Below are 23,084 nucleotides of genomic sequence, written 5' to 3'. Positions count from 1 at the left end.
CTCCACCTTTTATATTAATATTTTTATATTAGTGTTGTGTAATTTTAACATTTTTGCAATGACGACTATGTTTATCTTATGCGAGTTGCATTAAAGTACACATATTATTGGCTGTTTTGCCATCTTTTATTTATAGGTTTAGAGCCAAGTGAAATTAAATAACATACCTGATGAGGTACAAAAAATAACTCAGTTTGTCGCGCGGCAACCTATTTTTGATATAGACCAGAATGTATTCTCTTACGAACTGCTCTATCGAGACTCTGCTAATAATGCGTTTCCTGTAGGTACTTCTGATGTGCATGCAACAAGCCGGCTGTTTTTTAATGCATTAATGTTGGTAGGTTTAGATAGGCTTACCGCGCATCATTTGGCTTTTATAAACTTGTCATCAGAAACTATTCTCGATAACTTTCCCAAACTTTTATTGCCAGAAAATAGTGTTATTGAAATAGTGGAGCGAACAGGTAATATTCCTGCGGTGGCTGAGCGTGTGCAAGAACTTAAAAAAGAAGGGTATGTTTTTGCGTTAGATGATTACGATGGCGATCCAAAATGGGAGCCACTGTTAGCACATGTTGATTACATAAAAATTGAGATAGATGATCCGGTTATTAAAACCAATATGCGTATTAAAAAAATAAAACGCGCAAATCCACATGCAAAAATAATTGTTGAACGAATAGAGACGCATGAACAATTTAATGTATTAAAATTGGCTGGTTGCGATTTATTTCAGGGGTTCTTTTTTTCTCGCCCAGAAATGATTACATATAAAGGTGTAGAGCCTTCAAAGTTAACTTTATTTGATCTATTGCGTTTTACAGCAAAAGACACACTTTGCTTTAAAGAAGTTCATCAACGTGTGGCTAGAGATGTCGCCATAACAGCGCGAGTTTTAAAGTTAGCTAATGCGCGTTCAGGCAAAGCAAATTTAGTCATTACTTCTATTTCACAAGCGGTTATTTATTTAGGTGAGGACACAATAAGGCAATTTGTACGTGTTTTAGCAATTAGTGAGTTGGGGGTCGAAAAACCAACTGAATTAACTAAGCTTGCTTTAACGCGGGCTCAATTTATGTCGCTAATATTGGAGCAAAACAACAGCGATTTGACAGAACAAGGTTACTTAGTCGGTCTATTTTCTGTGCTTGATGCTATTTTAGATGCTGATTTAAAAGATATAGTTAATGAATTTACCTTGGATGCAGCTATATCAGATGCTTTGTTACTTGAAAAAGGTATTTTAGGTGAATGTTTATCATTAATAAAAGAGTTTGAAGTTGATAACCTTGATAAAGCGATGATTCAGTTGGCTAAAATAAATCCTGACCTACATGTTGGGCATATGTTTAATTTTTTACTGGATGCTGTTTTATACAGTGATGATATTATTGAGGCAATAGCAGAATAAATATGCGTAATTGGTTGTCGGTTATAAGTGTAGTGGTTGCTCTTTTTTTATTGTTTCCTGGTATTACAAAACCAGTATTAACAATAGAGGGCAACATAGATAAATCAAAACTAGCGCAAGCGGGTATTGAAATGCTGGCTGAAGAGGGCGATGGTCGCACTCGCAGCATGCTAATGATGTTCTCTAACATGCTAGGGCTCGATAAGTTAGAAGGTGAGATTAGCGCCTATAACAAAACACAAAGTATTTTAGGCACAGTTAAAGAGCTTGCTCGCAATAATAATTTATTTGTAGCCGCTTTAGTGGGGTTGTTTTCTATTGTTATTCCAAGCTTGAAGCTGCTATTACAATTGCTTTATTGTTGCCTACCTTTGAATGGGTTTAAGCAAAAGCTCGGTCTGGTTATTTGTGCATTAAGTAAGTGGAGCATGGTTGATGTATTTGTTATTGCATTAATAGTGACTTACCTTGCAGGTAACGCTCATGGTAAAAGTGGTGAGCTACTTGTTATGAATGCACAATTTGGTGAGGGTTTTTGGTATTTTAGCGCATATTGTATATTTGCAATTATTGCGAGTAACTTAATTAAAACACCTGCTAAACCGCAGTCTACATAATTAAAGTATTTGTGGTTGCCGTTAGGTTACCTTACAATCATTTTAAAGTTTATTAAAAGGCATAATGTTGCAACGTTTTTACTCTAGTTTACTCATGATAACTTTGCTGCTCACTTTTGTGGGTCAGGCAGTTGCGTCTGTAGCTATGGTATGCGAAATGCCACATATGCCAACTAAAACAGTAATGCATGCCCAAATGCCAATGACACATAGTAGTGATGCAACTGCGGCTGCTAGTATGTCTGAAAATATGATGCAGATGGATTGTTGCGACGACGAAAGTACGCCACAAAATGACTGTAAATGCCCTATCAGTGGCTGCGCTGCTAATTCAATGCTTAATGTTGATACTTTATTTAGCGTTACTTTACTTGAATCTGAAAAAGTAAATGTACGTGTATTTACTACACAAATTAATATACCTCGTTCACTCTACCGCCCTCCTATGTCTGCTTAATAGCAGGATAGGTGTAATATCAATTTTATTGAAAACATGCTCATTCTAGCGAGTTAAATAACTCTCTAACTGCGTTAAAAATTACTTATATAAAGCAACTATACTGCGTAATTTTTTCCTTGTTATAGAGCTATTTCCCTACCGCAATAATAGATCATTAATTCAATGCAATTGATATAGAAGGTTTTGTAAAACTCCTAAACACCTTTTTTGCTTCCTAATTTAAGATTTTCTTTTATTTTTAGATGGAGCAGGTGATGAACCACGCTGTAAGTATTAAAGTCGTATTATGTAGTGTTGTGTTATTTAGCACCGCTGTTAATGCGCAAAACAATTCAAATAACCTAAATACCGAAATACTAAAGCAAACTAGTCATGAGCAAACGCTTAGCTTAACGCAAGCGCTTAATTATGCGCTAACGCATGAGCCATGGCTAAAAGCGAGTGGCTACCAAGAAGATGCAGCAATAGCACAAAGCATTGCCGCAGGCACCTTACCCGATCCTGTTTTAACGGTTGGCTTACTTAACTTACCTACTAACGGTTATGCGTTTGATCAAGAAGGGATGACGCAGCTTAAAGTTGATTTGAGCCAAAAGTTTAGCCGAGGGAATAGCTTAGCGCTTAAACAAAAAGCATTAGCACAGTCTGCTCAACAATATCCTTGGCAGCGCGCCGATCGCTTAGCACAAGTAAAAGCAATTGTGATTGAGTCGTGGTTAAACGCGTATCGTGCTCAGCGAAGTATTGCTTTGATTGAGCAAGATAAAGGGCTATTTACTCAGCTTATTGACATTACCGAAGCAAGCTACGCAAGTACCTTAGGTAAAACACGTCAGCAAGATATTATTCGTGCGCAATTAGAGCTCACCCGCCTTGAAGATAAGCTAGTTATGCTTGAGCAGCAGTTTGAAAGTGCTAAAGGCCGTTTAGCACAGTGGTTACCTATTAATATGCTTATGCAGCCTTTAAATGCCGAGTTTACTAAAACCACAGGGCTGGTTGATTTTTCGAACCTTGAATTTGATGAACTAATACAGTTGCTTATGGCGCATCCCGCAATTATTGCGATAGAAAAAACCGTAACGGCAAAGCAAACCGAAGTTGCACTCGCTAAGCAAAGCTACAAACCTCAAATGGGCGTTAATGTGGGTTATGGTTACCGAGATGATACCCCGATGGGTGAGTCGCGAGCTGATTTACTCTCGGTAGGGTTTAGTATTGATTTGCCATTGTTTACTGATAACAGACAAGATCAACAGGTTAAATCGGCTATTGCTAGTGCAGAAGCGACTAAAACACAAAAGCTGGTGGCGCTTCAAAAACTCAAAGGCATGTACTTTAAGGAGTTTAGTCAACTCGCTCGTTTGCAAAAACGCGATGCGCTTTATCAAAATACGTTATTACCGCAAATGTCAGAGCAATCTCAGGCAACACTTAATGCTTATACGCGCGACGATGGGGATTTTTCTGACGTGATGCGCGCGCGCATTAGTGAGCTTAACGCCAAAATAGACGCACTTAATATTCAAGTAGATCAACATATTATTACCGCCCGCCTTAATTATTATGCAAGTAGCTTAGACACCCAAGTAATGAGCGATCAAACTGGAGAATTACACAATGAATACTAATTTAAAGTTACTTGTTGCCGCCTTAGTTGGCGCAGGCGCCTTTGGGTTAATAGGCGGCTTAGTAATGCAATTTTTACCTAGCAACTCGCCAATGAATGTACAGCAAAATGCTAACAAACAACCCTTATATTGGGTAGCCCCTATGGATAGTAATTACAGGCGTGACACGCCAGGGCTTTCTCCAATGGGAATGGATTTAGTACCTGTGTATGAAAACGCTAGCAACGCTCAGGACGGACTTGGTGCTGTAACTATTTCGCCTGCAGTCGTTAATAACTTTGGTGTAAGAACTGCCAAAGTGCAGCTTAAAACACTTCACAGCGATATAAATACTGTGGGTTATGTGCAATATAACCAAGACCAACTTATTCACATTCATCCGCGTGTAGAAGGCTGGATTGAAAGTTTATACGTTAAAGCACAAGGCGCAGAAGTTAAAGCTGGTGAGCCTTTATATACATTGTATTCACCACAATTGGTGAACGCACAGGAAGAGCTTTTATTGGCAGTTAATCGTAATAATACCGTGTTAATTCGCGCAGCAAAGGCGCGTTTAGAGTCGTTAAATGTGTCTGATGGATTTATTGAGCGCTTACAAAAAAATAAAAAGATAATGCAAAATATTACTTTTTACGCAAAGCAAAGTGGTGTGGTAGATGAGCTAACAGTACGAGAAGGCTTTTACGTTAAACCTGGCACATCAATGATGAGTATTGCTCAGCTTGATGAAATTTGGGTAGAGGCGGAAGTGTTCGAGCGCCAATCAGAACAAGTGAGCGTTGGTTTACCTGTAACAATGACGCTTGATTACTTAAAAGGTCAAAAGTGGGAAGGTAAGGTTGATTACATTTACCCCGCGCTTGATGCTAAAAATCGGACGCTGCGTGTAAGGCTTAGGTTTGAAAATGCAGATCATCGGTTAAAACCAAATATGTTTGCACAAGTGAGCATTCACGCTAAAGCGAGTAAGGCGCAATTTACAGTCCCTAAAGAAGCGGTAATTCGCACGCAGCATCAAAACCGTGTAGTTATTGCATTAGGTGAGGGTCGTTTTAAATCGGTAGAAGTCGACGTTGGGCAAATTAATAGTAATGAAGCGGTGATTTTGTCAGGTGTAATGACAGGTGACACGGTAGTGACTTCAGCGCAATTTTTAATAGACTCTGAATCGAGTAAAAGCTCTGACTTTAAACGAATGGAAATGCCTAGTTCTGGTATTAGCTCAGGTATGAGTTCGGATTCTGGTTCAGACTCAAATATGAACATCAACATGCAGCCACAAAGCGCCACGGTTAACGGCACTATTAACGCCATAGATACACAAAATCGCATTATTAATATTAGCCGAGAAGCCATTGAAAAATGGAATCGAGAACCCGCCACAATGGACTTTGTATTAGCGCCAGATATTGATATTAGTCAGTTTGAAAATGCCCAGTATATTAATTTTACTTTTAGCATTATTAACGATGAATTTGTAATTACTAAAGCGCAAAACGCAGAGCCGATTGATCATTCTGCTATGCAACCTATGCAATATAGTTCTCACTAGGAGCCATTATGATAACTGCCATTATTCGCTGGTCTGTTAGCAATCGCTTTTTTGTGTTGTTGCTTACATTAATTTTACTGGGTGGAGGGTTGTTTGCTGTAAAAAATACTCCCGTGGATGCCTTGCCTGACTTATCTGATGTTCAGGTCATTATAAAAACCACTTATCCGGGGCAAGCGCCGCAAGTAGTGCAAGACCAAGTTACATTTCCGCTCACCACAGCAATGCTTTCTGTGCCGGGTGCGCAAACTGTAAGGGGTTTTTCGTTTTTTGGAGACTCGTACGTTTACGTTATTTTTGACGAAAAAACCGATTTGTATTGGGCGCGTAGCCGAGTACAAGAATACCTAAGCCAAGTAGCGAGTAGATTACCCGATAGCGCTACGCCAGAGCTTGGCCCTGATGCAACAGGCGTAGGTTGGATTTACTTATACGCACTAATTGATAAAACAAATAAACACGATATTAGTCAGCTACGAAGCTTACAAGATTGGTTTTTAAAGTTTGAGCTACAAACTGTGCCCGGTGTATCTGAAGTGGCTGCTGTTGGTGGCATGGTTAAGCAATACCAAGTCAATGTAGAGCCCGATAAATTACGCGCATATGGTATTCCGCTAAGCCTTATTCAAACAGCTATTCAACAAGGCAACCAAGAGATGGGCGCCTCGGTAGTTGAAATGGCTGAAGCTGAATACATGGTAACAAGCACCGGCTACATTAAGAGTGTTGCCGACTTGGAAGCTATTCCGCTTGGTGTAAACGCCAACGGTACTGCGCTGCAATTACGTGATGTAGCTGATATTCGGGTTGGACCGCAAATGCGCCGTGGTATTGCAGAGCTAAATGGCGAAGGCGAAGTAACCGGCGGCATTGTTATTATGCGCTATGGCGAAAATGCACAAAAAACCATTGAGCTCGTAAAAGAAAAACTAGAATCGCTTAAAAAGGGATTACCAGAGGGCGTTGAAATAGTCCCTGTGTACGATCGCTCTAACTTAATAAATAACGCGGTAGATAATCTAACAAGTAAGCTAATTGAAGAGCTTATTGTAGTTGCCTTAGTGTGTGTGGTGTTTTTGTTTCATGTGCGCTCATCGCTGGTGGCGATTATTACCTTACCGCTTGGGATTTTAACGGCATTTATAATTATGTATTGGCAGGGGATTAACGCCAACATTATGTCTTTAGGAGGAATTGCAATAGCCATAGGCGCAATGACCGACGGCGCTATCGTTATGATTGAAAATATGCATAAGCATATGGAAAAAACGCCCCTTACCAAGGAAAACCGTTGGGAAGTTGTGGCTAAATCAGCGAGTGAAGTAGGTCCTGCATTATTTTTTAGTTTATTAATTATTACCGTCAGCTTTATGCCGGTATTTATTTTAGAAGCGCAAGAAGGGCGTATGTTTGCGCCACTGGCTTACACTAAAACCTATGCTATGGCAGCGTCTGCTGGGCTTGCGATTACCTTAGTGCCGGTATTAATGGGTTACTTTATTAGAGGTAAAGTTATTTCGGAGCAAAAAAATCCAGTTAACCGATTACTTGTTGCAGCGTATCGGCCATTACTTAACTGGGTGCTTAAATTTCCAAAAATGACATTGGTACTCGCGGTGGTCGTGTCTGTTATTGGCTTTTACCCGGTAAACAAAATAGGCAGTGAATTTATTCCGCCACTCGATGAGGGCGACTTAATGTATATGCCCACAACGTATCCAGGTTTATCGGTAGGTAAAGCGCGCGAAATACTACAGCAAACCGACAAGTTAATTGCCACAGTACCCGAAGTTAAAACGGTATTTGGTAAAGTTGGGCGAGCAGAAACTGCAACAGATCCTGCGCCTCTTACAATGATAGAGACGTTTATTCAGCTAAAACCAAAAGACGAATGGCGCGAGGGTATGACCCTTGAAAAGCTGAAAAAAGAACTCGACGGCTTAGTTAAGTTTCCAGGGTTGACGAATGCGTGGGTAATGCCAATTAAAACACGTATTGATATGCTCGCAACGGGTATTAAAACTCCCGTGGGCATTAAAGTTGCGGGACCAAAGTTGAGCGAAATTCAAAAAATTGGTCAACAAATAGAAGTGCTTTTAAAAGATGTGCAAGGCACCGCATCGGTTTACTCAGAGCGCGTAGCCGGTGGACGTTATATAAAAGTAGATATAAATCGTGAAAAAGCCGCGCGTTATAGCTTAAACATTAGCGACGTACAACAAGTTGTATCTACTGCAATAGGTGGTACAAACGTAACACAAACGGTAGAAGGGCAAGAGCGTTACCCTGTTAATTTACGTTATCCGCAAGCATACAGAGACTCGCCAGAAGAGTTAATGTTGTTACCTATTGTAACGCCTACAGGGCAGCGTATAGCACTTGGTGATGTAGCTGATGTATTTATTGAAGATGGACCGCCAGGTATAAAAAGCGAAAATGCGCGCTTAAACGGTTGGAGCTTTATTGATATAGACGGTGTTGATATTGGTACTTACGTTGAGCACGCTCAGCAAGTGCTCAATAAAGACCTAATACTACCTGCTGGCTACTCAATTACGTGGGCTGGGCAGTATGAATACATGCAGCGCGCTAAAGACAAACTGACTTATGTATTACCACTTACATTAGCGATTATTATTGTATTGCTTTACCTTAATTTTAGAAGCTTTGCTGAGGTCACTATTATTATGGCTACGTTGCCACTGGCAATGATTGGTGGCGTATGGCTAATGTATTTAGAGGGCTTTAACTTTTCAGTTGCAGTAGGTGTAGGCTTTATTGCCTTAGCTGGAGTAGCGGTAGAAATAGGAGTCATTATGTTGGTGTATTTAAACCAAGCCTATCAAGAAAAGTGCCTCGAAGCAGAGCAAGCCGGAAAACCGCTTAGCTTAGTGCAATTACAGCAAGCCATTATTGAAGGTGCAGGGCTTCGAGTACGCCCGGTTATGATGACTGTCGCGACAATTATTATCGGCTTATTACCTGTACTTTATGGTACAGGCACCGGAAGCGAAGTAATGAGCCGAATAGCAGCGCCTATGGTTGGCGGTATGGGCAGTGCAATTGTACTCACCTTACTTGTTATTCCTGCTGTTTACTTGCTGTGGCGCAAACAAGGACTTAAATAATAAATACACAGAGTAATACGCTAATTTGATGGCGTATTACTCTATAAAAGTTACTCATAATTTGTAAGTTGTTCTATTTAATAGCTCGTTATTACTCATATTTAAATTAACCAACTGTTTTTAAATGGCTTTTTAATTGGCACGCTTTACGCAGTGTATTACCTATACAGTCAACAAGTAAGGAATGCACATGCAAGTTAAAACAATTAAAGAGGTATACGATTGGACCGTTTTGTTTCATACGCAAATGGCGGCTAATTTTTATAGCGTAAAGGATTTACTCGATGAACATAATGCAATGCTGGTGGACTACTACCTAAATTACGAAAAAAAACTCGCCGAAGATTTAGTCGGGTTTAAAGCGATAACTGAAATAAATACGCTCGATACATACAGCTATGAATACTTTGCTAAAAATCCTGAGTTAATTACCTTTGATGATATTAGTAAAGATCAGCAATTCGATGAGAAAGTTATCCAAGCTTATTTATCAGAGCAGCATCAAAAAGTGATTGAGCTATATGAATACTTACTTGAACGCGCCGAAACCCAAAGTGGGCAAGAAAAGCTTCAACAAATACTAGAGCTTGAAAAGCAAGGTATAAAGCAAATGATGCAAAGTACTAATCGACATATGGATATGTAGCTATAAAAGCAGGGTGTTAGTCACCCTGCTTTTGCTGGTCTAGGAGCAATTAAGTGCTATACCTACCTTTTTCAAATAACGTTGCTCTAGCTCTAAATCTGCTTGCAGTAGAGTATGCTCTTGCAGGTAGTTATCGCAAAACTTTATAAATAATCCGGTGCTATTTGCGCTAATTTCCATATTTGGTTTTTGGCTCACTTGGCGTTTCTGATTAAATAAAATCGCTAAACGTAAAATAGTGATGAGTTTAAGTACTTGTTGTTGCGAAATAGTTATAAATTCAGAGAGTTCATCGAGTTTAATTTTTTTACGATAAAAACGAATGAGTGAGCTGAGTATTAATTGCTCTTGCTGCGTAAAGCCTGGCAGCTGGCTATTAGCAACAATATAGGCGCTGTGTTTATTAATACCCGATGAGTTAATCGATAGACCAATTTCATGTAATTTTGCTGCCCAAATTAGTAAAGCAACATCGTCTTTATTATTAAGCTGCCAAGACGACTTTAAACGTTCATAGAGCCAAATAGCGGTATCTGAAACTCGCGTTGCGTGAGCTTTATCTACAGTGTACCTGTCGCTAACATTATTTATGGTATTACTGCGTATATCTTTATCAGCCAATTTTTGCTGCATTTCATGAAGCAAACCCTCACGTAGCGAAAAATCACTATAAGTTAGTTCGGTGATTGCAAATTCTCTAAAAATTGCAATTAAAATGGCAAGTCCGCCACACATACTCTGCTGGCGTTCTGGTGTTAGCCCTTCGATTTCTAAATTATCAATTCTTTTTGCTTTTATAAATTGTTGTTTAAGGCTTAATAAGTCGTCGTAAGTTATGCAAGGCTGATGTGGATTTTGAGCGCTCACCATAGCCAAAATGGATTTAATAGTACCAGATGTACCAATAACGTTTTTCCAACCCTCGGCTACATAATTGGCAAAAATAGCTTCTATTTCTTGTTCAGCTTTTATTTCAGCTTTATTAAAGCGTTTTGAATTTATTATACCGTCACTGAAAAATTGATTTGTGTAACTCACACAGCCCATATTTCGACTCGTAAGTAACTTATGTTTAAAGTGCTTACCAACTATAAGTTCTGTACTACCGCCGCCTATATCGATAACAAGGCGGTTATCTTCATTATGAACGTAATGGGCAACTCCTTGATAAATCAGTCGTGCTTCTTCTTGTCCTGCAATTACATCTATATGAAAAGGAAATGCTTTATTAGCCTGTGTTAAAAATGCATGAATATTTTTAGCTCTACGAAAAGTATAAGTAGCTGCTACTTTTACGTTGCAGGCGGGGAAATCTTGTAGTGTTTTTGCAAACTGTTTAAGTACAATTAAGGCACGGTCAATTGCTTGCTGGCTTAGCCTAAATTTATCGTCTAGGCCATCCGCTAAATATACGCGCTGCTTTTCTTTATGCAGGATTTGTAGTGTGCCATCAACTTCACGAGCAACCACTAAGTGAAAGCTATTTGAGCCTAAATCGACGGCTGCTATTGAGGGATGATCATTCATTATTATAATTGTGTTCCCATTTTTTTAGATGGTCATAAATTGCAATTTGCGAACGTATTTTTTTTCTGTTTCCGCGTCTAACATACGTATTTTTTTGTTCACTGTCGATTAGTCGCGCTTTAGTACGGTCTTTAAATTGTAGCTCTAAAATATCAATAATGAGCTGTTTTAATTTAGCATCTAAAATTGGTACGCCCACTTCTACACGATGATCTAGGTTGCGTGTCATCCAATCGGCAGACGAAATATATACTTTATCATCGCCGTTATTACCAAACACCATCACTCTAGGGTGCTCTAAAAAGCGGTCAACAATACTTATTACTCTTATATTGTCGCTGAACTTAGTAATCCCAGGTATTAACGAGCACATTCCGCGTACAATTATACGTACTTTAACGCCTCTGCGGCCCGCGTAATAAAGCTTATCGACAAGTTGCTTATCTACTAAATTATTTATCTTGAGAGTGATTTTTCCTAGTTTTCCATTTTCTACATGTTGAATTTCTTTATCTATTAAATCCAAAAGCATATCGCGTGCATTAACAGGTGAGATCATTAAGTATTCAAAATTAAAGGGTTTATAGCTGCTTTCTATAAATTTAAATACACTATCGCACTCCTCAGAAATACCAGTATGTTTAGTGAAAAGGCTAAAATCTGTGTAAATTTTTGCCGTTTTTTCGTGAAAATTCCCCGTGCCTATATGTGCGTATTTTACTATTTTGTTTTTTTCTTTACGGTGAATAATACACAATTTACTATGTACTTTTAATGCTGGAATACCAAAGATTACTTTTATACTGGCACTACTTAATACCTTTGCCCATTCAATATTATTTTGCTCATCAAAACGAGCTTTTAATTCGACCATTACCGTTACTTTTTTGCCATTTTTAGCTGCATTGATAAGTGAAGAAATAAGCCGAGACTTACTTGCAACACGATAAATATTAACTTTTATTTGTGTAACCATAGGATCAAATGCAGCTTGGCGTACAAATTCTAATAAATGGTTAAAGGTATGATATGGGTAGTAAAGTAATATGTCGTGACAGGTTATGGCATCAAATACACTGGTATGTTTGTTAAATGCGGTACTTTGAAGTGCTGGCAGTGGCTTATTTTCGAGATACTGACGGCCTACATTTGGAAAAGTAATAAAGTCTCTAAAGTTTCGGTAGCGGCCTGCAGGTATTAATGCATCGTGGTGGGTCACGTTTAAACGCTTTTTCATTACCTTTAACATGCTCTCTGGCATTGCTTCATCGTATACAAGACGAACTGGTTCTGCGTAAATTCGCTGTTTTAGGCCTTTTGACATTTTATCAAGTAAGCCCTCTTCTAGCTCATCATCTAAATTATATTCTGCGTCGCGAGTTAGTTTTATCGCATGACCTTGAATGGTTTCAAAAGTAAAAAAGTTACTAAATACATCATTTAAAAAATATAAAATTACGTCATCTAGCATTACAATAGTTTTATGACGTCGAGTTTTTTCTGGTGGTAGTATTATGAATCTAGACACTCGGTCTGTAGGTACTTCTAGCATAGCAAAATGACTTTTTTCATCGCTCATTTCTACAAATAAGTAGGTCATTGTGTCGTTTATGTAGTCGGAGTAATCTTTATTTTCGTCTAATAAAATAGGAGATATATGCTGCAATACATTGTCATGGAAATAATTTTTCAACCAGTTTAAATGAAACTCAGTGAGTTCTTCTGGGCGGTCCACATGAATATTATGCGCAGTAAGATCGTTTAAGATTTGCTGATGAATTAGATTAAACTTTTTGCCAAGTTGTAATACTTTTTTTTGTATTTGACTTAGTAGTGCTTCATCTTCTTCAAAGTTAGCATTTGGTAGTTTATTCAATAAAATACGGCGTTTAACGTCTGCCACACGCACCCTGAAAAACTCATCAAGGTTATTAGAAAAAATACCTAAAAAACGTATCCTCTCAATAATTGGATTGTTTTTGTCTTTTGCTTCTTGCAGTACGCGCTCATTAAACGACAGCCAGCTAAGTTCCTTAGCAAAGTATTCAATGACTTGAGGTTGTTCTGTGTAAGCGTTCATATTTTATTCCGTAATTAGATACTGAATAAAATATAGTGCAGATTAATGACATTAAAATGACATGCGTGTCATATGCATGACACGCACAAATTGAGGTTAAACTTCTTCTGTATCTACAATTAAATCACTTGTGATTGACTCTAGTGCTTCAATAACTTCATCTTTATTCATGCCATTTGGCAACGTGACGGTAGCAACAGCGCTAAAAATAGGCACTCCCCAATTAGGTGCGCTTTGTTGTCTTGAATTTAAATGAGTAATATTAGCGCCTTTATGGCGTATTACACTTGCCAGCTCTTGAACAATACCTGGACGATCGTTACCTGTTATAACTAGATTAATTTGCTCTAGTGTTGATGGTTCAATCTCTGTGTTTCCGGTTTCAATACGAACGTCTAACTTAGGTAACTTATTTAAAGCACTTTGTAATGACTGAAAATGCTCCTCAGCAACTTCAAGTTGAATGATACCTGCAAAATGACCTAATAAATGGCTTAAGTTACTGCTTAGCCAGTTGCCATGATTTTGTAATACGACTGATGAGATGCTCTCGACTAAACCGGGGCGATCTTGCCCTAAAATAGTTATAACCAACTGCTTCATAAATAATTCTCTTTTTAAGCCCAAAGAAAGTAAATGCATAGGCATTAAGTGTATTGTTTAATATAAATTGTGTGTTATTGCACTTTGTATAAATCTTTGATTTTAAATTAATAAAAATGGATATAGTTGTGTTGACTCTACGCAGTATCAATAGTCATTATTATTTACTAAGTACTCTCTGAGTATTGACCTCGATAAATACTTTGTCCAATTATTTTATAATTTAGTTCACTTATAAATCATCGATTTGAAGTTAATTTAGGCATTTACCTCGCGAGTCTTATTTAAAAGTGTTTTAAAGTGCTTATTGTTACCGTTGTAACAATACTGTCATCTTGATGAAATATAATTTGTGCAACGTTAAGATTTAAGGGTGTTTTGATGACTTCAAATCCGAATAAGCCGACTTTTAATACGGATCGAAGCCGTCTATTTAAAGATCGGTTTGCCAAATTTGGCATAACCGCAGGTGGGATAATGGTATTAGTAGCGCTGCTATTAATATTCTTTTACCTTCTTTATGTAGTACAGCCAATTTTTGAATCAGCAAAAGTAGAAAAGCGCGATAGCTTTCATGTTGCTAATTCACAGCAAATAGTAGGTTTAGGCGTAGAAGAGCAAACTGAAGTAGCTTATTTACTAAGTGAACAGGGGCAGGTTGATTTTTACAGTGTTGAGTCAGGTAGTTTTGGTAAAAAACTCAAAACGCTTAATGCAGAGTTACCTAGTGATGCAACAAGCTTTGCAACTAGCGCGCCTTTTCAAGGGCATTATGCGTTTGGTTTAAAAGATGGCACCATAATGGTTGTTGCACCTAAATTTTTAGTTACCTTTCCAAACAACGAACGTAAATTAACACCTCGCTTAGGTTTTCCTCTTGGGGAAATGGCTTTAGAAGTAGATGAGCAAGGTGCGGCTATTAAACGCTTTGCATTTAGTCACTATGAAGACAAAACAGCAGTTGTAGCACTTACCGAAGATAAACGTGTACTGTTTAGCAGTTTTGTTGCTGAAGAGAATATGTTTACTGGTGAAGTTGAGTGGGTTGTTGAGCGTACAGAACTTGATGTTGAAGGACGTGTAGACGAGTTATTAATGTCGCCAGATACAACACGTACTTTTGTGCGTTCTGCTAATCAAGTGTATGTATACGATACACGCGACCCAAGTGATGTAGAGCAAATTCAATTACTTTCGGCTAACGAAGAAAATGCAAATATTGTATCTGCACAGTTGTTGGCTGGTGCAAACTCATTAATGCTTGCGAATGATAACGGTGAGGTTTCGCAGTGGTTCGAAGTAAACACTGACACAGGCCGCGAATATCAAAAAATTCGCTCATTTGAAACGACTAAGCAAAGTAAGCTAAATATATTTACTGAGTTTTACCGTCGTACTTTTTTTACTACCGGCAATAATGGTGAGCTAGGTGTGTATTACACAACAAGTGAAGCAAAACTTTGGCAAGGTAAAGTAAGTGAAGGTGCAATAGAGAACTTTGCAATTGCACCACGTTCAAATGCTGCGTTAATTTTAGCGGATAACAAACTAACCGTATTAGATATTCACAACGAGCATCCAGAAGTTACTTGGTCAGCACTTTGGCAAGAAGTCTGGTACGAAGGTTACCCAGAGCCAGGTTATATATGGCAGTCAACATCAGCTAGTGATGACTTTGAGTCTAAGTTTTCATTAGTGCCAATTTCGTTTGGTACATTAAAAGCTGCACTTTACGCTATGTTGTTTGCTGTACCAATCGCGCTTTCGGCGGCTATTTACACGGCATACTTTATGTCGAGCAAATTACGTAAAGTGGTTAAGCCTACCGTAGAAATAATGGAAGCATTACCAACGGTTATTTTGGGTTTTTTAGCGGGTCTTTGGTTAGCACCGTTAATAGAAGAACACTTACCTGCGATTGTTGGGTTACTCGTACTATTACCGCTAGGTATGTTAGCGACGGGCTTAGCTTGGACTAAATTGCCAACAAAAATTCGCCATAGAATTCCTGAAGGTTCTCATTCAATTATCCTTATTCCGGTCGTCTTACTTATTGGTTGGTTTTCGTTTGCGATGAGTGGATTTGTTGAGCTTTGGATGTTTGACGGCAATGTACGTCAGTACTTAACAAATGAGCTGGGTATGACATTCGATCAACGTAACTCACTTGTTGTAGGTATTGCGATGGGTTTTGCGGTTATTCCTACCATATTCTCAATTGCAGAAGATGCTGTATTTAGTGTTCCAAAGCATTTATCAAACGGCTCATTAGCATTAGGTGCAACGCAGTGGCAAACACTAATACGCGTTGTATTACTAACAGCAAGCCCTGGTATTTTCTCAGCGGTAATGATGGGACTTGGCCGAGCAGTTGGCGAAACCATGATTGTACTTATGGCCACGGGTAATACACCTATTATGGATTGGAGTATTTTCCAAGGTATGCGAACGCTTGCGGCAAATATTGCAGTTGAAATGCCAGAGTCTGAAGTAGGCAGTTCACATTATAGAATACTGTTCTTAGCGGCCTTTGTACTATTCATATTCACATTCATTTTTAACACAGTAGCTGAGTTTGTTCGCCAGCAACTGCGTGAAAAATATAGCTCGATGTAAGCGGAGAGACACGACATGGTAAAGCAGTGGTTTAAGTCTGGTTCTCCTTGGATTTGGATGACCGGTGGTGCAGTGAGCATCAGTTTGATTTCAGTTTTAGGCTTATTAGCAATGATAGCCTGGAAGGGATTAAGTTTTTTTTGGCCTTCGGAAGTTGTGCAATTTGAACTTGAAGGGTCGATTGCAAAGCAAACCGTGATTGGCGAAGTTTACGACCGTGAATTAGTACCAAAAACGCGTTTAGCCGCGACAGGTATTGATGTTAGCGAATTTGAAAAAGAAGAAATAGAGCGCTTGCTTATTAAAACAGGTAACCGCGAATATGTAGATTTAGATTTTCGTTGGATATTAGAAACCGACATAAAAAATAAAACAGCACCAGCGGCGCTTGCTGTATTTGAGCGTAGTAAAAACGGTAATTTTTATGGTTATGTTGAAAGTGTAATTAAAGATGGTAAACCAGTCGAAGGCGATAAGATTGAAGCGCTACATGAGCTTGTAGAGCGTGCAGTAGACTTAAACGACGAAGCACTTGATTTGCAAAATGGTGACATTGGGCATATTAACTACGCACTTGAACGCCTTCGTTTAAAAGAAAAGGGCTACTTACTCGATAATGCACTTACTGATGAGCGTGTTGCTGAGCTTGCTCAAGAGCGTGCTGAATTACGTGCACAGTATGGTGTACTTGAAAAAGATTTATTTGCACTACGCAAGCAAGCTAAGCGTGACCACGTAACTGTAAAAGATATGCGCGGTGAGGTTGTAACGATTCCAATGTACCAAGTACTTGATGTTTGGTTTCCAAACGACATGGGCTTTTTTGCAAAGCTAGGTCACTATTTTGTACAGCTAGGTAAGTTTGTATCTGATGATCCACGTGAAGCAAATACAGAGGGTGGTGTTTTCCCTGCTATATTTGGTACTGTGTTTATGGTTATGTTGATGGCTGTAATAGTGACACCGTTTGGCGTTGTTGCTGCAATTTACTTACACGAGTACGCCGCTAAAAATGCAATCACTAAAATGATCCGTATCGCGGTGATTAACTTGGCCGGTGTTCCTTCAATTGTATATGGTGTATTTGGCCTTGGCTTTTTTGTATACATGTTAGGTGGTAGCTTAGACCAACTATTTTATCCAGAATCGTCGCCAACGCCAGTATTTGGTACACCAGGTGTAATGTGGTCGGCATTAACGCTCGCTATACTAACGCTGCCAGTTGTTATTGTATCGACTGAAGAAGGTTTATCTCGTATTCCAAGTACCGTACGTGATGGTTCACTAGCGCTTGGCGCAACAAAAGTAGAAACGTTATGGCGCATAATTATTCCAATGGCAAGCCCTGCAATTATGACCGGTTTAATACTGGCAGTTGCGCGTGCTGCAGGTGAAGTTGCACCGTTAATGCTAGTAGGCGTCGTAAAAATGGCCCCTACATTACCACTTGATGGCAACTTCCCGTATTTTCACTTAGATAGAAAGTTCATGCACTTAGGCTTTCATATATACGATGTTGGCTTCCAAAGCCCTAATGTTGAAGCGGCACGCCCGCTGGTATACGCAACGGCCTTTTTATTGGTGTCGGTGATTATTACCCTAAACATAACGGCCATTGGTATACGTAACCATTTACGTGAAAAATTCAGATCGCTTGAACACTAATTAGTAAAGATTTTATAGGTAACAAAAATGATTACAGTCGCTCCAAAAGTAAACCAAGCTAATATAGGCCAGAAGTTAGACCTAGAAAATTTAACGGATGACCAAAAAGCGCTAGAGATTAAAGATCTCGATCTTTACTACGGTGATAAGCAAGCGCTTAATAAAGTAAATATGAACATTCCAAAAGGCCAAGTAACTGCGTTTATAGGACCATCAGGTTGTGGTAAATCAACGTTATTACGTTGCATTAACCGCATGAATGATTTGGTTGATATTTGTCGTATTGAAGGTGAAATATTACTTCACGGTCAAAATATTTACGATAAGAGCGTAGATGTAGCAGCACTTCGTCGTAATGTAGGTATGGTGTTTCAGCGTCCTAACCCATTTCCTAAATCAATTTATGAAAATGTGGTTTATGGCCTACGCTTACAAGGCATTAAAGAGAAGCGTAAGTTAGACGAAGTGGTAGAGCAATCACTTCGTGGTGCTGCTTTATGGGATGAAGTAAAAGATAGATTACACGATAGCGCGTTTGGCTTATCGGGTGGTCAGCAACAGCGTTTAGTTATTGCTCGCTCAATTGCAATTGAGCCAGAAGTTCTTTTATTAGATGAGCCTACATCGGCACTCGACCCAATTTCTACTTTGGTAATCGAAGAGCTAATAAACGATTTAAAAAACCAATTTACCGTTGTTATTGTTACTCATAACATGCAACAAGCGGCACGCGTATCTGATCAAACAGCCTTTATGTATATGGGCGAATTGATTGAGTACTCAGACACAAATACCTTATTTACTACACCAACGAAGAAAAAGACCGAGGATTACATTACCGGTCGTTACGGTTAATTAGTCCGTTATAGCGTGTTGTGCAAGATAAAGAGAGAAGGTAACTATGGAACATAATATTAATAAACATATTTCTGGGCGTTTTAACCAAGAGCTAGAAAATGTACGTAATCATGTATTAAGCATGGGTGGATTAGTTGAACAGCAGTTAAATAGTGCGCTTGATGCTGTGAGCCGTAACGATGCAGAGCTTGCTCAAAAGGTACGTCAGAACGATTATAAAGTGAATGCTATGGAAGTAAGCATTGATGAAGAATGTACGCGTATTATTGCGCGTCGCCAGCCTGCAGCAAGCGACTTACGTTTAGTGATTGCAATTGCAAAAACAATTGCTGATTTAGAGCGTATTGGCGATGAAGCTGAGCGAATTGCTAAAGTTGCACTAGACTCATTTACTAAAGATCAGCAAGATTTATTAGTAAATATTGAAAATATGGGCCGTCAAGTTTTAAAAATGCTACACGACGTACTAGATGCATTTGCGCGTATGGATGTGCAACGCGCATTTCAAGTACATAAAGAAGATGCAAAAGTTGACCGCGAATATGAAGCTATCACACGTCAAATAATGACTTACATGATGGAAGATCCACGCTCAATCCCTAAAATCATGGACTTAGTTTGGTCTGTTCGCTCATTAGAGCGTATTGGTGATCGCTGTCAGAACATTGCTGAATACATTATTTATTTTGTTAATGGCAAAGATATTCGCCATACATCTCAAGAAGATATAGAAAAATCACTATGATTTTTTATCCATCATGTATTTCTATTAAAGCGGCTTAGTGCCGCTTTGTGTATTGCAAGCTTTAGTGAAGTAATAAAAAGCGTTCACAATCTTGGTTAATACTGTAAAATTCATGCTGCAAAGCATATCAATTTGATTAAAGGGTCAGTTATGCCTACAAACGCGTTTTTAGGAGTATTTGCAAAATCTCCTATCAAACCAATGGAAGAACACATCAAGAAGGTTCATCAAGCAAGTAAAGCTTTGATACCTTTTTTTAATCACGTATTTAAAGAAGAGTGGGTACAGGCAGAAGAGCTTCGCATCACTATTCGCAATTTAGAACGTGAAGCTGATGATATGAAAAGAGATATACGTTTACAGTTACCGCGTGGTTTATTCATGCCGGTAGAGCGTACAGATCTTCTCGAATTAGTAACTCAACAAGATAAAATTGCCAATAAAGCGAAAGACATAGCTGGGCGAGTGATTGGTCGTGAAATGACCATTCCAAAAGTTATGCAAACTGACTTTTTAGCTTATTTAACACGTTGTGTAGATGCGACTAAACAAGCATCAAAGGCAATTAACGAGTTAGAAGAATTGCTAGAAACGGGTTTTAAAGGTCGAGAAGTCACCTTAGTAGAAAAAATGTTAGTTGAATTGGATGCGATAGAACAAGACACGGATGAAATGCAAATAAAAGTACGCCGCCAGTTACGTGATGTAGAAGGTGAGTTAAACCCAATTGATGTAATGTTTTTATATAAAATTATTGAATGGGTTGGCGAGCTTGCAGATATTGCAGAGCGCGTAGGATCACGTCTTGAGCTGATGTTAGCTCGTTAATTTAAAATCAGTTCAAACACGAAAGATTAAGGTTTTACAATGGATATCATTGCATCTTACGGCACGGTATTAATTTTAATTGCCGCAGCAGTCGGCTTTTTTATGGCTTATGGTATTGGCGCGAATGACGTAGCTAACGCCATGGGTACATCTGTAGGTTCAAAAGCACTTACAATCAAACAAGCAATTTTTATTGCGATGATTTTTGAATTTGCAGGCGCTTACTTGGCAGGTGGTGAGGTTACATCAACAATTCGTAAAGGAATTATTGATGCGGCACCATTTGCAGATATTCCGGAGCTTATGGTTCTGGGTATGATTTCGTCTTTATTTGCAGCGGGTGCTTGGTTATTAATGGCCTCGTTCTTAGGTTGGCCAGTATCAACGACTCATTCAATCATTGGTGCAATCATTGGTTTTGCGTTAGTTGCTGTCGGCACTGAGGCGATTCAATGGGATAAAGTAGGTGGTATTGTTGGTAGTTGGATTATAACGCCCGCCATATCAGGCTTTATTGCATACTTAATATTTATGAGTGCACAAAAACTTATTTTTAATACAGATGCACCTCTAAAAAATGCTAAACGCTATGTACCACTTTATATGGGTTTAGCAGGTTTTATAATGGCCTTGGTTACAATTAAAAAAGGCTTAAAGCATGTTGGTGTTGATTTAGGTGCAGCCGAAGGGTATGCCCTTGCAATCGCAGTTGCAGTAGTTGTTGCTATTATTGGTAAAATTGCTATTTCTCGTTTAAATATCGATCCAAAAGCAGATAAACAAATGCAGTTCAATAATGTTGAAAAAGTGTTTGCTGTTCTAATGGTATTAACAGCATGTTGTATGGCCTTTGCACATGGTTCTAACGACGTTGCTAATGCAATTGGTCCATTAGCTGCTGTTGTAAATATTGTTGAAAACAATGGTGAAATTGCTAAGAAAGCCGCTATTGCTTGGTGGATTCTACCTTTAGGTGGTTTTGGTATTGTTGCGGGTCTTGCTATTTTGGGCAAAAAAGTAATTAAAACGATTGGCGAAGGCATTACACATTTAACGCCTAGTCGTGGTTTTGCTGCTGAATTAGCCGCTGCTTCTACCGTTGTTATTGCATCAGGTACTGGTATGCCAATCTCTACTACTCAAACCTTAGTAGGTGCGGTATTAGGTGTAGGTATGGCACGTGGAATTGGTGCACTTAACATGGGTGTTATCAGAAACATCGTAGTTTCTTGGGTAATTACATTGCCAGTTGGCGCTGCCCTTGCTATTGTTATTTTCTACGTACTAAGAACCGCATTTGGGGTTTAACAAAAAAGTACTCAAAGACTTTTAGCTTGAAAAGATCTCAATGCCCTAGGTGTTGGGGTCTTTTTATTTGTGGAAAGAAAAAATGACCAATCTTCCAAGTATCAAACAGCTACAGTATTTATTAGCTGTTCATCAACATCAGCACTTTGGCAGAGCTGCCAGTGCCTGTTTTATTGGGCAATCTACTTTAAGCAGTGCTATTCAAAATCTTGAAGAAACTTTGGGTTGCCAGCTTATTGAACGCGAAAATCGCAGCCTCATGTTTACCAGTATTGGTGAAGAAGTTGTTGAGCGCTCTCGTAAAATAATTAACGATACAATTAGTTTAAAAGAGCTCACTAAAAGCTTTTTAACACCACTGAGTGGTAAATTAACGGTGGGTGTTATACCTACAATTGCTAGCTTTATAGCGGCTCCTCTGTATCACTTTTGTAAAGAAACCTTTTGTGATTTAGAGCTGGTATTAATAGAAGATACGAGTGATAAGCTACTGGATAAACTTGAGCATGGGCATATTGATTTAGCGCTACTTGCACTGCCATACGAAACCGATAAATTTCATACACAAGTATTGGCAAAAGATCAGTTTAGTTTAGTGCACCATAAGGATTATAGCGCTGCAAAGGGCGTAGTCGACTTTAATCTATTACCAGAGGCTAGCGTATTCTTACTTGAGCGTGAGCACTGTATGACAGGCCATGCGCTTAGTGCATGTCATTTAAATCGTGCTAGCTGTATTAACCCATTTGAAGCAGCAAGCTTGCATACATTATTGAGTATGGTTGAGCATCAGCTCGGGGTGACTTTTTTACCACAAATGGCGATTAACGCCGGAATTTTAGATAATAAAAATATGGTGGCTACACCATCACAAAGTGATGCATATAGAGATATTGGCATATTGTGGCGTAAAACTACGGGGCGGATCCGTGACTTTAAGTTATTTAGTCAACAGCTTGAGGTATTTTTAAAGCGCCAATGTAGTTTAGATTTTTCTAAATTAGAATAGGAAATAAATGAAAGCAGCCTATAAAGGCTGCTTTTGATTTTGAAGATGGCTTTCAAAAGGCTCAAGTTCGGGTAAAAATAGTAAATAAATCCATACCACTAAGTTAAAGTAAGGCACGCAGCCTAATACAGTAAAAACCTTAACTGGGTAGCCTTTAATATTTGCGTAACGATAACACTGATACGCGATTGCAAAATGTATAATCAGTAATAACATAACTAGCTGTGTCATACCTTTCTCCTTAAAAGCCTAAATAGCTTTGAAACCCACTATAAATATCAGTACTACGTCGCCAAAAGGTAATGTCATGTTTTTAAAGTGAAATGCATTAAAAGGTACGACATTTTTCATTTGATACTGAAAGTATAGGCAAGAAAGGTAATATTGGTAGTAACAA

Annotated in this window: 18 protein-coding genes; 14 read left to right on the top strand and 4 right to left on the bottom strand. The window is 38.7% G+C overall.

The features are described from left to right. The first annotated feature begins 148 nt into the window (after nucleotides 1-148). The 7 genes from L656_RS0117790 to L656_RS0117760 all read left to right on the top strand — a co-directional run bounded on the left by L656_RS0117790 (nucleotide 149) and on the right by L656_RS0117760 (nucleotide 9,448). The gene (locus L656_RS0117790) at nucleotides 149-1,414 is read left to right on the top strand and encodes an EAL and HDOD domain-containing protein (protein WP_024600202.1); all 1,266 of its coding nucleotides are present in this window, start codon (nucleotides 149-151) and stop codon (nucleotides 1,412-1,414) included. A 2-nt stretch (nucleotides 1,415-1,416) separates the two neighbouring features. Next, complete coding sequence (locus L656_RS0117785) at nucleotides 1,417-2,031, top strand: paraquat-inducible protein A (RefSeq protein ID WP_024600201.1); 615 nt, start codon at nucleotides 1,417-1,419, stop codon at nucleotides 2,029-2,031. A 94-nt stretch (nucleotides 2,032-2,125) separates the two neighbouring features. Continuing rightward, complete coding sequence (locus L656_RS0117780; protein ID WP_342626610.1) at nucleotides 2,126-2,488, top strand: hypothetical protein; 363 nt, start codon at nucleotides 2,126-2,128, stop codon at nucleotides 2,486-2,488. A 257-nt stretch (nucleotides 2,489-2,745) separates the two neighbouring features. After that, complete coding sequence (locus L656_RS0117775) at nucleotides 2,746-4,122, top strand: TolC family protein (RefSeq protein ID WP_024600199.1); 1,377 nt, start codon at nucleotides 2,746-2,748, stop codon at nucleotides 4,120-4,122. Beyond that, complete coding sequence (locus L656_RS0117770; protein ID WP_024600198.1) at nucleotides 4,112-5,674, top strand: efflux RND transporter periplasmic adaptor subunit; 1,563 nt, start codon at nucleotides 4,112-4,114, stop codon at nucleotides 5,672-5,674. Before L656_RS0117775 ends, L656_RS0117770 begins: the two co-directional genes overlap by 11 nt. Before the next feature lie 8 nt (nucleotides 5,675-5,682). Then, on the top strand, nucleotides 5,683-8,802 hold the full coding sequence (locus L656_RS0117765; RefSeq protein ID WP_024600197.1) for an efflux RND transporter permease subunit: 3,120 nt from the start codon (nucleotides 5,683-5,685) through the stop codon (nucleotides 8,800-8,802). Nucleotides 8,803-8,992: 190 nt separating this feature from the next. Continuing rightward, nucleotides 8,993-9,448 (top strand): hypothetical protein, encoded by a 456-nt coding sequence (locus tag L656_RS0117760; protein ID WP_024600196.1) that lies wholly within the window; start codon nucleotides 8,993-8,995, stop codon nucleotides 9,446-9,448. 39 nt (nucleotides 9,449-9,487) lie between these two features. Here L656_RS0117760 and L656_RS0117755 read toward each other — a convergent pair whose 3' ends face one another. The 3 genes from L656_RS0117755 to L656_RS0117745 all read right to left on the bottom strand — a co-directional run bounded on the left by L656_RS0117755 (nucleotide 9,488) and on the right by L656_RS0117745 (nucleotide 13,658). After that, complete coding sequence (locus L656_RS0117755; RefSeq protein ID WP_024600195.1) at nucleotides 9,488-10,975, bottom strand: Ppx/GppA phosphatase family protein; 1,488 nt, start codon at nucleotides 10,973-10,975, stop codon at nucleotides 9,488-9,490. Further along, nucleotides 10,968-13,055: a polyphosphate kinase 1 gene (ppk1, locus tag L656_RS0117750; protein WP_024600194.1), complete on the bottom strand. Its 2,088-nt coding sequence runs from the start codon at nucleotides 13,053-13,055 to the stop codon at nucleotides 10,968-10,970. The genes L656_RS0117755 and ppk1 overlap by 8 nt, the downstream gene beginning before the upstream one ends. Nucleotides 13,056-13,151: 96 nt before the next feature. Further along, nucleotides 13,152-13,658 carry a glycine cleavage system protein R gene (locus L656_RS0117745; RefSeq protein ID WP_002957843.1) on the bottom strand — a complete coding sequence of 169 codons (507 nt, stop codon included), beginning with the start codon at nucleotides 13,656-13,658 and terminating at the stop codon, nucleotides 13,152-13,154. 381 nt (nucleotides 13,659-14,039) lie between these two features. Here L656_RS0117745 and L656_RS0117740 point away from each other — a divergent pair, with 381 nt between their 5' ends. The 7 genes from L656_RS0117740 (at nucleotide 14,040) to L656_RS0117710 (ending at nucleotide 22,687) form a co-directional block, all read left to right on the top strand. After that, nucleotides 14,040-16,274, top strand: coding sequence for an ABC transporter permease subunit (locus L656_RS0117740; RefSeq protein ID WP_024600193.1), 2,235 nt, complete (start codon nucleotides 14,040-14,042; stop codon nucleotides 16,272-16,274). Nucleotides 16,275-16,289: 15 nt separating this feature from the next. Then, complete coding sequence (gene pstA, locus L656_RS0117735) at nucleotides 16,290-17,939, top strand: phosphate ABC transporter permease PstA (RefSeq protein WP_024600192.1); 1,650 nt, start codon at nucleotides 16,290-16,292, stop codon at nucleotides 17,937-17,939. A 27-nt stretch (nucleotides 17,940-17,966) separates the two neighbouring features. Then, complete coding sequence (gene pstB / locus L656_RS0117730) at nucleotides 17,967-18,794, top strand: phosphate ABC transporter ATP-binding protein PstB (protein ID WP_007586464.1); 828 nt, start codon at nucleotides 17,967-17,969, stop codon at nucleotides 18,792-18,794. Between the two features lie 46 nt (nucleotides 18,795-18,840). Further along, the gene (gene phoU / locus L656_RS0117725) at nucleotides 18,841-19,542 is read left to right on the top strand and encodes a phosphate signaling complex protein PhoU (protein WP_007586465.1); all 702 of its coding nucleotides are present in this window, start codon (nucleotides 18,841-18,843) and stop codon (nucleotides 19,540-19,542) included. A gap of 150 nt (nucleotides 19,543-19,692) precedes the next feature. After that, a complete protein-coding gene (locus L656_RS0117720) occupies nucleotides 19,693-20,370 on the top strand; it encodes a TIGR00153 family protein (RefSeq protein WP_024600191.1) in 678 nt (225 codons plus the stop codon). 39 nt (nucleotides 20,371-20,409) lie between these two features. Continuing rightward, the gene (locus tag L656_RS0117715) at nucleotides 20,410-21,678 is read left to right on the top strand and encodes an inorganic phosphate transporter (RefSeq protein WP_007586466.1); all 1,269 of its coding nucleotides are present in this window, start codon (nucleotides 20,410-20,412) and stop codon (nucleotides 21,676-21,678) included. A gap of 82 nt (nucleotides 21,679-21,760) precedes the next feature. Then, on the top strand, nucleotides 21,761-22,687 hold the full coding sequence (locus L656_RS0117710; protein ID WP_024600190.1) for a hydrogen peroxide-inducible genes activator: 927 nt from the start codon (nucleotides 21,761-21,763) through the stop codon (nucleotides 22,685-22,687). 18 nt (nucleotides 22,688-22,705) lie between these two features. On the opposite strand, the gene L656_RS0117705 is transcribed toward L656_RS0117710, so the two are convergent. Then, a complete protein-coding gene (locus tag L656_RS0117705; RefSeq protein ID WP_002957835.1) occupies nucleotides 22,706-22,918 on the bottom strand; it encodes a hypothetical protein in 213 nt (70 codons plus the stop codon). Nucleotides 22,919-23,084 lie beyond the last annotated feature (166 nt).

Origin of the sequence: Pseudoalteromonas sp. TAE56, assembly GCF_000497955.1 — a bacterium.
Taxonomy (GTDB): domain Bacteria; phylum Pseudomonadota; class Gammaproteobacteria; order Enterobacterales; family Alteromonadaceae; genus Pseudoalteromonas.
The sequence above is the reverse complement of the archived record's forward strand: the minus strand, read 5'-3'. Positions and strand labels throughout refer to the sequence as shown.